An 8,533-nucleotide genomic window follows, 5' to 3' on the forward strand; every position below is an offset into this window, starting at 1 on the left:
GCCCCGGACCCGACATGCAACATCAATCGGGAAGTCTCGATAACAAGGTGTCGAAGTGAATGCCAATCTCTCCGCTTCAGGGCCTCTTCCGGTGAGCGTGGCTCCGGACGTCCTGGCCGATATCCAGGCTGAATTCTCGCGCGAATGGCAGCGGCTGTGTGATGACGCCCGCCGCGGCGCGCTGGCCCCGCCGGCCGACCGCCGTTTCGGCGGCGAGGCCTGGGCGGCCAGTGGCCAGCATCTGCTGATGGCGCACACCTATCTGCTGTCGGCCCGGGCCATGTCGCGCATGGTCGATGCGGCCCAGGTCAGCGAACCGATGCGCGATCGCCTGCGTTTCTCGATCATGCAGTGGGTCGACGCGTTGTCGCCGTCGAACTTCCTGGCCTTGAATCCGGATGCCCAGCAGTCCATCGTCGAAAGCGCCGGCCGCGCCCTGAACGAAGGCCTGGCGAACCTGCTCGGCGACGTCAAGAAAGGCCGCATCACCCAGACCGACGAAACCCAGTTCGAGATCGGCCGCAACGTGGCCGTGACGCCCGGCGACGTGGTGTTCGAAAATGCGCTGTTCCAGCTGATCCAGTACAAGCCCGCCACCGCCACGGTGCACGAGCGGCCGCTGGTGATCGTGCCGCCGAACATCAACAAGTTCTATATCCTCGACCTGCAACCCGACAACTCGTTCGTGCGCCACGCGGTCGAGCAGGGCTTCACGGTGTTCCTGATCTCCTGGCGCAACCCGCTGGCCAGTGATACCGACGGCATCGATCGCGCGACCTGGTCCGACTACCTCGACGACGCGGTGCTGCAGGCCCTGCGCGTGGCCAGCGACATCTCCGGCCAGCCGCAGGTCAACGCGCTCGGCTTCTGTGTCGGCGGCACCATGCTGGCTTCGGCGCTGGCGCTGGCCGAAGCGCGCGGCGAACATCCGGTCGCGGCGCTGACCTTGCTGACCTCGCTGCTCGATTTCCACGACACCGGCATCCTGAATGTCTTCGTCGACGAAGCGCACGCGTTGCTGCGCGACCATCAACTGGGCAACGGCGGGCTGATGCCCGGGCGCGACCTGGCCACCACCTTCTCGTTCCTGCGCCCCAACGAACTGGTCTGGAACTACGTCGTCGGCAACTACCTGAAAGGCCAGAAGCCGCCGGCCTTCGACCTGCTTTTCTGGAACGGGGACAGCACCAACCTGCCCGGGCCGTTCTTTTCCTGGTACTTCCGCAACACCTATCTCGAAAACAATCTCAAGGTGCCGGGACGGGCCCAGGCCGCCGGGCTGCCGCTGGACCTGACGCGCCTGTCGATGCCGGCGTATATTTTCGGTTCGCGCGAAGACCATATCGTGCCGTGGGTGTCGGCCTATGCCTCCACCCAGGTGCTGCGCGGGCCGCAACGCTTCGTGCTGGGCGCCTCGGGCCATATCGCCGGGGTGGTGAACCCGCCCGCCAAAAAGCGCCGCAGCTATTGGGTGGCGGACAATATGGGTGGCGCAGGCCAGCCATTGCCGGGCGATCCCAACGCCTGGCTGGCCCAGGCGCAGGAAAAGCCGGGCAGTTGGTGGCCCGATTGGGCCGCCTGGCTGGCCGGGCATTCCGGCAAGCAGGTCAAGGCGCGTGCAAAATCAGGTAACGCCCGGTACCGGCCGATAGAACCGGCGCCGGGCAGGTATGTGAAGGTCAGGGCTGCCTGAAGCCGCGCATGCGGTGGGCCCAGGCCAATAAGAAGTCAATCAACGAGGCGTCCGTCGCACACAGGAGGAAGTCCAATGAGCGGAAAACTGGCTTACGTTACAGGCGGGATGGGCGGGATCGGCACCTCTATTTGCCAACGCCTGGCCAAAGAGGGCTTTCGCGTCGTGGCAGGCTGCGGCCCGAGCCGCAATTACCAGCAATGGCTGGATGAACAGGCGGCGCAGGGATATACCTTCCATGCTTCCGTCGGCAATGTGTCCGACTGGGATTCCACCGTGGCCGCTTTCGAGCGTGTCACCGCGGAACTCGGCCCGGTCGACGTGCTGGTCAACAACGCGGGCATCACCCGCGACGGGCTGTTCCGCAAGATGACCGCCGATGATTGGCGCGCGGTCATCGACACCAACCTGAACAGCCTGTTCAACGTGACCAAGCAGGTCATCGACGGCATGGTCGAGCGCCAATGGGGGCGCATCATCAACATCAGCTCGGTGAACGGGCAGAAGGGCCAGTTCGGCCAGACCAACTACTCCACCGCCAAGGCGGGCATCCACGGCTTCACCATGGCGCTGGCGCAGGAAGTCGCCAGCAAGGGCGTCACCGTCAACACCATTTCGCCCGGCTACATCGGGACCGATATGGTGCGCGCCATTCGTCCCGACGTGCTGGAAAAGATCGTCGCCACCATCCCGGTGCGGCGCCTGGGCACGCCCGAGGAAATCGCCTCGATGACGGCGTGGCTGGCTTCGGACGAATCCGGCTTTTCCACCGGCGCGGACTTCTCGCTCAACGGCGGCCTGCACATGGGCTGACGCATCGCGGGTCGCCCGGCGGGCGGCCCTTTCGCGCCGCGGTGTCTCGGGGAGACGGCGCCGCGGCATTACACTTCACCCTATTCGAAGTCTTAGAGATCGCCCGATCCGGGGACAACCATGACGCAAGCACAAACCGGCGCCAGCCTGCGCCTGATTAAAAAGTACCCCAACCGTCGCCTGTACGACACTCGGACCAGTACCTACATCACCCTGGCGGATGTCAAGCAACTGGTCCTGGCCAACGAGGAATTCCAGGTCGTCGACGCCAAGAGCGCCGAAGACCTCACGCGCAGCATCCTGCTGCAGATCATTCTCGAAGAAGAAAGCGGCGGCATGCCCATGTTCTCGTCGAACATGCTGTCGCAGATCATCCGTTTCTACGGCCACGCGATGCAGGGCATCATGGGTTCCTACCTGGAAAAGAACATCCAGGCCTTCATGGAAATCCAGCAGCGCATGGCCGAACAGTCCAAGGGCCTGTATGGCAGCCAGTTCGGTCCCGAGGCCTGGACCCAGTTCATGAACGTGCAGACGCCGATGCTGCAGAACATGATGAACAACTACATCGACCAGAGCAAAAACCTGTTCGTGCAGATGCAGGACCAGATGCAGGACCAGACCCGCGCCATGTTCTCGAACTTCCCGTTCACCCCCGGGGGCTCGCAGGGCGGCGGACGCAAGTCCTAACCGCAACGTCCGACCGCGGCGGTGCCGCGGATCCGACTGTCGACCGGCCGGCGTGGCGTTGCCCGCCGGTTTTGTTTTGCTTGATTGGACGCAACAATCCGCGGATTTCGGACTTATCTGATTCAGGGAGGTGTCAGATTTTTCCGTTACATTAATGCAAACGGTTCTTGTTTATGTTTTTAGGATCCGTCGTTTCAATCGAGCTTCGAGGATGACCCACATGATGAAGAAAGCCTTGGCCCTGGCCATTGTCGCTTTGAGCGTGTCCGCCGCCCAAGCGGCTGAATACCCCATCGGCAAGCCCGTGGAAAAGGGCGGCATGGAAATCGGTGCGGTCTACCTGCAGCCGATCGAAATGGACCCCCCGGGCATGATGCGCCCCGCCAAGGATTCCGACATCCACCTCGAGGCCGACATCCACGCCACGGCCGGCAATCCCACCGGCTTTCCCGAAGGCGAATGGATGCCCTACCTGGTCGTCAAATACGAAATCCAGAAGGTCGGCAGCCAGAACGTGCAGAAGGGCACCTTCATGCCCATGGTCGCCAATGACGGCCCGCACTACGGCGAGAACATCAAGCTGGAAGGCCCGGGCAAGTACAAGCTGAAGTACACCATCCTGCCGCCGACCGCCGACAAGATGAGCCACTTCGGCCGCCACATCGACAAGGAAACCGGCGTGGGCGACTGGTTCCAGCCGTTCGACCTGGAATACGAATTCGTCTATGCCGGCACCGGCAAGAAGGGCGGCTACTGATCGTGCGAATCGCGCGCCCTCTGCTCCGCATCTGCGCCGCGCTGTCGATCGGCCTGGCGTGCCTGGCCGGCATGGCGCCCGCGCAAGCGGACGAACTGCCCACGTTCACGCTGACGTTCAAGCCCAACGGCACCTTTGAACCGGCCACGCTGGAAGTCCCTGCCGGCCGTTTCAAGATTGAACTGATCAACGAAAGCAACGAGCCGGTCGAGTTCGAAAGCATCCCGCTGCGCAAGGAAAAGGTGCTGGGTCCCGGCGTGAAGTCGTTCGTGGTCATCACCATCTCGCGTCCCGGCGAGTATCCCTTCTTCGATGACTTCCACCAGGCGGTGAAAGGCACGCTGGTCGTCAAGCCCAAGGAATAGGCAGCCGCAATACATGGAACAGGTTCTTTTCATCGTCTGGCGCGAAAGCGTCGAAGCCATGCTGGTGGTGGGCATCCTGTACACCTGGCTGCGCTCGACGCCCGAAGGCAAACGCGGACTGAAATATCTGTGGGGCGGCGTGGGCGCCGGGCTGGCGCTGGCCGTGGCGCTGGCGTTGGTGCTGCTGGGCGTATCCTCGTGGCTCAGCGACGAAGGCCAGGAATGGTTCCAGGCCATCATGTCGCTGGCGGCGTGCGCGCTGGTGGTGCAGATGGTCGTGTGGATGAAAAAGCACGGTCGCACGCTCAAGGGCGAGCTTGAAAGCGGCGCCCGCTCGTCGATGGCCAATGACAACTGGTGGGGCCTGTTCGTGCTGGTGGCCATCGCCGTGGCCCGCGAGGGCAGCGAAACCGTGGTGTTCCTGTACGGCACCGTGGCGGCCGGCGAAGGCGGCGGCAACATGCTGATGCTGGCGCTGGCCGGCGTGGCCGGCTTCGTGGTGGCGCTGCTGACCTTCTGGCTGCTGCAGCTGGGCGGCAAGCTCATCACCTGGCGCCGTTTCTTCCGCGTGACCGAAATCCTGTTGCTGCTGCTGGCGGGGGCGCTGCTGGTGGGCGGCCTGGATCACCTGATTTCGCTGGACGTGCTGCCGACCATCATCGATCCGGTCTGGGACAGCTCGTGGCTGCTCAGCGACAGCACCGGTTTCGGCAAGGTTCTGGCTGATTTTGCCGGCTATCGTGCGCTGCCGGCCCTGATTTCGGTATTGTTGTGGGTTGCTTACTGGATCGTGGTGTGGGCGCTGCTGCGCTGGGTGGGCGGCAAGCCCGCGCCGGTGGCGGCGCGCGCCGCCTCTTGAGCACGGACTCCGACGTATTGATCGGACTGAATTAATGAAGGTTTGACCATGGCAGCTGCACTCGGGAGGGCGACCTCCCGTATCGCCGACTTTCTCCGAGACCATGCCCCTCTGTTGCGCAAGCTGCAGTGGGGCATTGTTGCGATATACGCTTTCCTCCTGATCGTTCCGGCCATCATGCCCCTGCCGGACAACTCGGCGTCGGTATTCAACAACCTGACCATCGTGGCCCAGTTCGCCTTCTGGGGCGTATGGTGGCCGTTCGTGCTGATTTCCATGCCGATCCTGGGACGCGCCTGGTGCGGCTGGTTCTGTCCGGAGGGCATGCTCACCGAATGGGCCAGCGAACGCGGCCAGGGGCATGCCATTCCCAAGTGGATGCGCTGGGGGGGCTGGCCGTTCGTGGCCTTCGCCCTGACCACCATCTACGGACAATTGGTCAGCGTCTACCAGTATCCGCTGGCGGTGCTGGCGGTGCTCGGCGGCTCCACCGCGGCGGCCATGGTCGTCGGCTGGCGCTACGGCCGCAGCAAGCGGGTCTGGTGCAAATACCTCTGTCCGGTCAACGGCGTCTTCAATCTGCTGGCCAAGCTGGCGCCGTGGCACTTCAAGGTCGACGAGGAAAAGTGGCGCCATCCGGTTATCCGCATCGAGCCCATCAACTGTGCGCCGCTGGTGCCGTTGCGGCACATGAAGGGCGCCGGCGACTGCCATGTATGCGGCCGTTGCAGCGGTTATCGCGGCGCCATCGCACTGACGCCGCGCTCGCCCGAGGAAGAGGTCGTCAGCGTCACCGATGGCGAACCGTGGCAGACCGCGCTGCTGTGCTTCGGCCTGATGGGCATCGCCATGGGCGCCTTCCTCTGGAGCGCCAGCCCCTGGTACGTGACCGCCAAGCAGTGGGCCGCGACCTGGCTGGTCGAGCACGACATCATGTGGCCGCTGCTGGACAACGCGCCGTGGTTCATCCTGACGCACTATCCGGAAGTGAACGACAGCTTCTCGTGGCTGGATGGCGCGGGCATCCTGATGTTCGTGGTCGGCGCCACCGTGTGCGTGGGCGGCGCCACCTTCCTGTCATTGTGGATCGCCGACCGGTTGGCGCCGGCCGCTCCGGTCGCCGGTCAGGAAGCGAACCGCTGGTTCCGTCCGGGCCTGCACAAGCTGGCCCAGGGGTTGATTCCTTCGGCCGGCATCGGCGTGTTCCTGGGCCTGTCCGCCACCACCATCAACCTGCTCAAGCACGAAGGCGTGCGCGCCGCCTGGGCGGCGCCGGTGCGCTTCACGCTGCTGACGCTGGCGGTGCTGTGGACCTTGCGCCTGTTCGCGCGCCTGTTGAACCAGCGTCCGGTCGGCGTGTTCAGGAAGACCGCGGCATGGCTGGTGCTGGCCGCCGGGCTGGCGCCTTTCTGTTGGTCCTGGGTGCTGTTCTTCGCCATCTGGTAAAGCCCGCAAGATAACAAGCAAGCAGGCGAAGAAACCGCGGCGTCACGCGCGGGAAATATCGCGCGCCATTTCCCGCATCCGCGGTGGCGCTTGAATTTGTACGACCATTTAACAATTACGTACGCTGGTAATTCGTTGCTACTCTGGCTCCGCGCAATCAAGGAGCAGAGATGCGGTGCGGTCGTCGCGGTGAGCTGTTGTTTTTCCTGGGGCCAGGGTTTCTGGTTCTCGCCGCCGTCGTTTCACCGGTTTTCGGCGCCTCGGTGCCAGAGGCGCCGACACCGCCAGCACTCTCCATCGATGCCCGCGAGCAGTTGCGCCAGCAAGAGCGTGAACGTGTCCTGCAACAGCAGAATACCCCGCGGGTCGACGAGCGCCTCCCTCGCCCTGAAGCCTCCCCATCCGATTATCCCGCCGATGAAAGCCCTTGCTTCGTCATCGATACCCTGCGGCTGAGCGGCGATTCCGCCGCCAGCTTTCAATGGGCGCTCGATGCCGCCGCCGACACAATAGGCCACTGCCTGGGCGGCCAGGGCATCACGGCGGCCATCAACCGGGTGCAGAACGCCATTCTGGCCAAAGGTTACGTCACGACACGCGTGATGGCGCACGAGCAGGACCTCACCCGCGGCCTTCTGACATTGACGCTGCTGCCCGGTCGCGTTGGCGATATCCGCTTCGACCAGCCAGTGTCGTGGCGCGGCCGGTTATGGAATGCCATCCCGGCATCGTCCGGCGATATTCTCAATCTGCGCGATATCGAGCAGGGCCTGGAGAATCTCAAGCGAGTCCCCAGCGCGGCCGCCGATATCCGGATCACGCCAGGGCAGCGCGAGGCCACCAGCGACCTGTTGGTGAGTTGGCAGGAAAGCCGACCCATCCGGCTGAGCCTCGGCCTGGACGATAGCGGTTCGGATAGCACCGGGCGTTACCTGGGCTCGGCCACCCTGGCCGTGGATGCTCCCTTCGCGCACAACGATCTGTTCTACGCCAACGTCGGCAGGGATCTGTTCCAGCATGCGCCGCTCGGCAACCGTTCACATGCCTTGAACTACGTATTCCCGGTCGGTTATTGGGCCTACTCCGTCAATTACAACAACTACGCCTATCACCAGAACATCCCCAGCGCCAACGAAGTACTCCGGTACAGCGGAAAAAGCGCGAGCCTTCAGGCCGCCGTGTCACGGCTGGCATATCGCGACCAGTCCCACAAGACCACGCTCAACCTGCGTGTGTATCGCAAATACTCCACCAATGCCGTCAATGACATCGCCATCGAGCAGCAGCGGCGCCGCACGGCCGGATGGGAGTTCGGCGTCAACCAGCACAGCTATCTCGGAAGCGCCACGCTGGATGCGAACCTCGGCTGGCGCCACGGCACCGGCGCATTCGGCGCCCTCGCGGCGCCCGAGGAAGCGTCGCGTAGCGGCAGTGCCCGCGGCGGTGTGCTGTCGGGCGACGTAAGCCTCAATCAACCCTTCGCCTGGGGCAAGCAGCCTTGGCGATATCTGGCGATCGTCAGGGGCCAATGGAGCCCGGACGCGCTGACGCCACAGGAACGCATGGCCATTGCCGGCCGTTATACGGTGCGCGGCTTTGACGGCGAGCAGACACTGTCCGGCGAGAACGGCCTGCTCTGGCGCAATGAACTGGCCTGGAACGGGCTTTCATCCAGCGATGCGCTGTATGTGGCTTTGGACTATGGGTGGGTAGGCGGCCAGGGCGCCCGATATCTGGTCGGACGCCAGTTGGCGGGCGCAGCCTTGGGCGTGCGGGGCGCGCTCTGGAAAAAACTTGGCTATGACCTGTTTGCCGGCGTGCCCCTCTACAAGCCGCGTGATTTCCACACCGCGGCAATGACGATCGGATTCAGCATGAATCTGGAAATCTGATCCCGCTTTTTCAAAGAC

8 protein-coding genes are annotated in these 8,533 nt (G+C 63.8%); all 8 read left to right on the plus strand.

Annotated features, from left to right (window positions below):
• Positions 1-55 precede the first annotated feature (55 nt).
• The 8 genes from phaC (at position 56) to AT699_RS07780 (ending at position 8,515) form a co-directional block, all read left to right on the plus strand.
• On the plus strand, positions 56-1,693 hold the full coding sequence (gene phaC / locus AT699_RS07745; protein ID WP_026383742.1) for a class I poly(R)-hydroxyalkanoic acid synthase: 1,638 nt from the start codon (positions 56-58) through the stop codon (positions 1,691-1,693).
• Positions 1,694-1,768: 75 nt separating this feature from the next.
• The gene (locus AT699_RS07750) at positions 1,769-2,506 is read left to right on the plus strand and encodes a 3-ketoacyl-ACP reductase (RefSeq protein WP_006389399.1); all 738 of its coding nucleotides are present in this window, start codon (positions 1,769-1,771) and stop codon (positions 2,504-2,506) included.
• Between the two features lie 120 nt (positions 2,507-2,626).
• Positions 2,627-3,196: a polyhydroxyalkanoate synthesis repressor PhaR gene (phaR, locus tag AT699_RS07755; RefSeq protein ID WP_006389400.1), complete on the plus strand. Its 570-nt coding sequence runs from the start codon at positions 2,627-2,629 to the stop codon at positions 3,194-3,196.
• Positions 3,197-3,416: 220 nt separating this feature from the next.
• On the plus strand, positions 3,417-3,953 hold the full coding sequence (locus tag AT699_RS07760) for an iron transporter (protein ID WP_006389401.1): 537 nt from the start codon (positions 3,417-3,419) through the stop codon (positions 3,951-3,953).
• A 71-nt stretch (positions 3,954-4,024) separates the two neighbouring features.
• Positions 4,025-4,318, plus strand: a complete 294-nt coding sequence (locus tag AT699_RS07765) for a cupredoxin domain-containing protein (protein WP_045953324.1) — start codon at positions 4,025-4,027, stop codon at positions 4,316-4,318.
• Between the two features lie 13 nt (positions 4,319-4,331).
• A complete protein-coding gene (locus AT699_RS07770) occupies positions 4,332-5,177 on the plus strand; it encodes an FTR1 family iron permease (RefSeq protein WP_024068158.1) in 846 nt (281 codons plus the stop codon).
• Positions 5,178-5,225: 48 nt separating this feature from the next.
• Positions 5,226-6,623 carry a 4Fe-4S binding protein gene (locus tag AT699_RS07775; RefSeq protein WP_047992323.1) on the plus strand — a complete coding sequence of 466 codons (1,398 nt, stop codon included), beginning with the start codon at positions 5,226-5,228 and terminating at the stop codon, positions 6,621-6,623.
• A gap of 170 nt (positions 6,624-6,793) precedes the next feature.
• On the plus strand, positions 6,794-8,515 hold the full coding sequence (locus AT699_RS07780; RefSeq protein ID WP_024068160.1) for a ShlB/FhaC/HecB family hemolysin secretion/activation protein: 1,722 nt from the start codon (positions 6,794-6,796) through the stop codon (positions 8,513-8,515).
• Positions 8,516-8,533 lie beyond the last annotated feature (18 nt).

The sequence above is a fragment of the Achromobacter xylosoxidans genome (assembly GCF_001457475.1).
Lineage (GTDB): Bacteria > Pseudomonadota > Gammaproteobacteria > Burkholderiales > Burkholderiaceae_B > Achromobacter > Achromobacter xylosoxidans.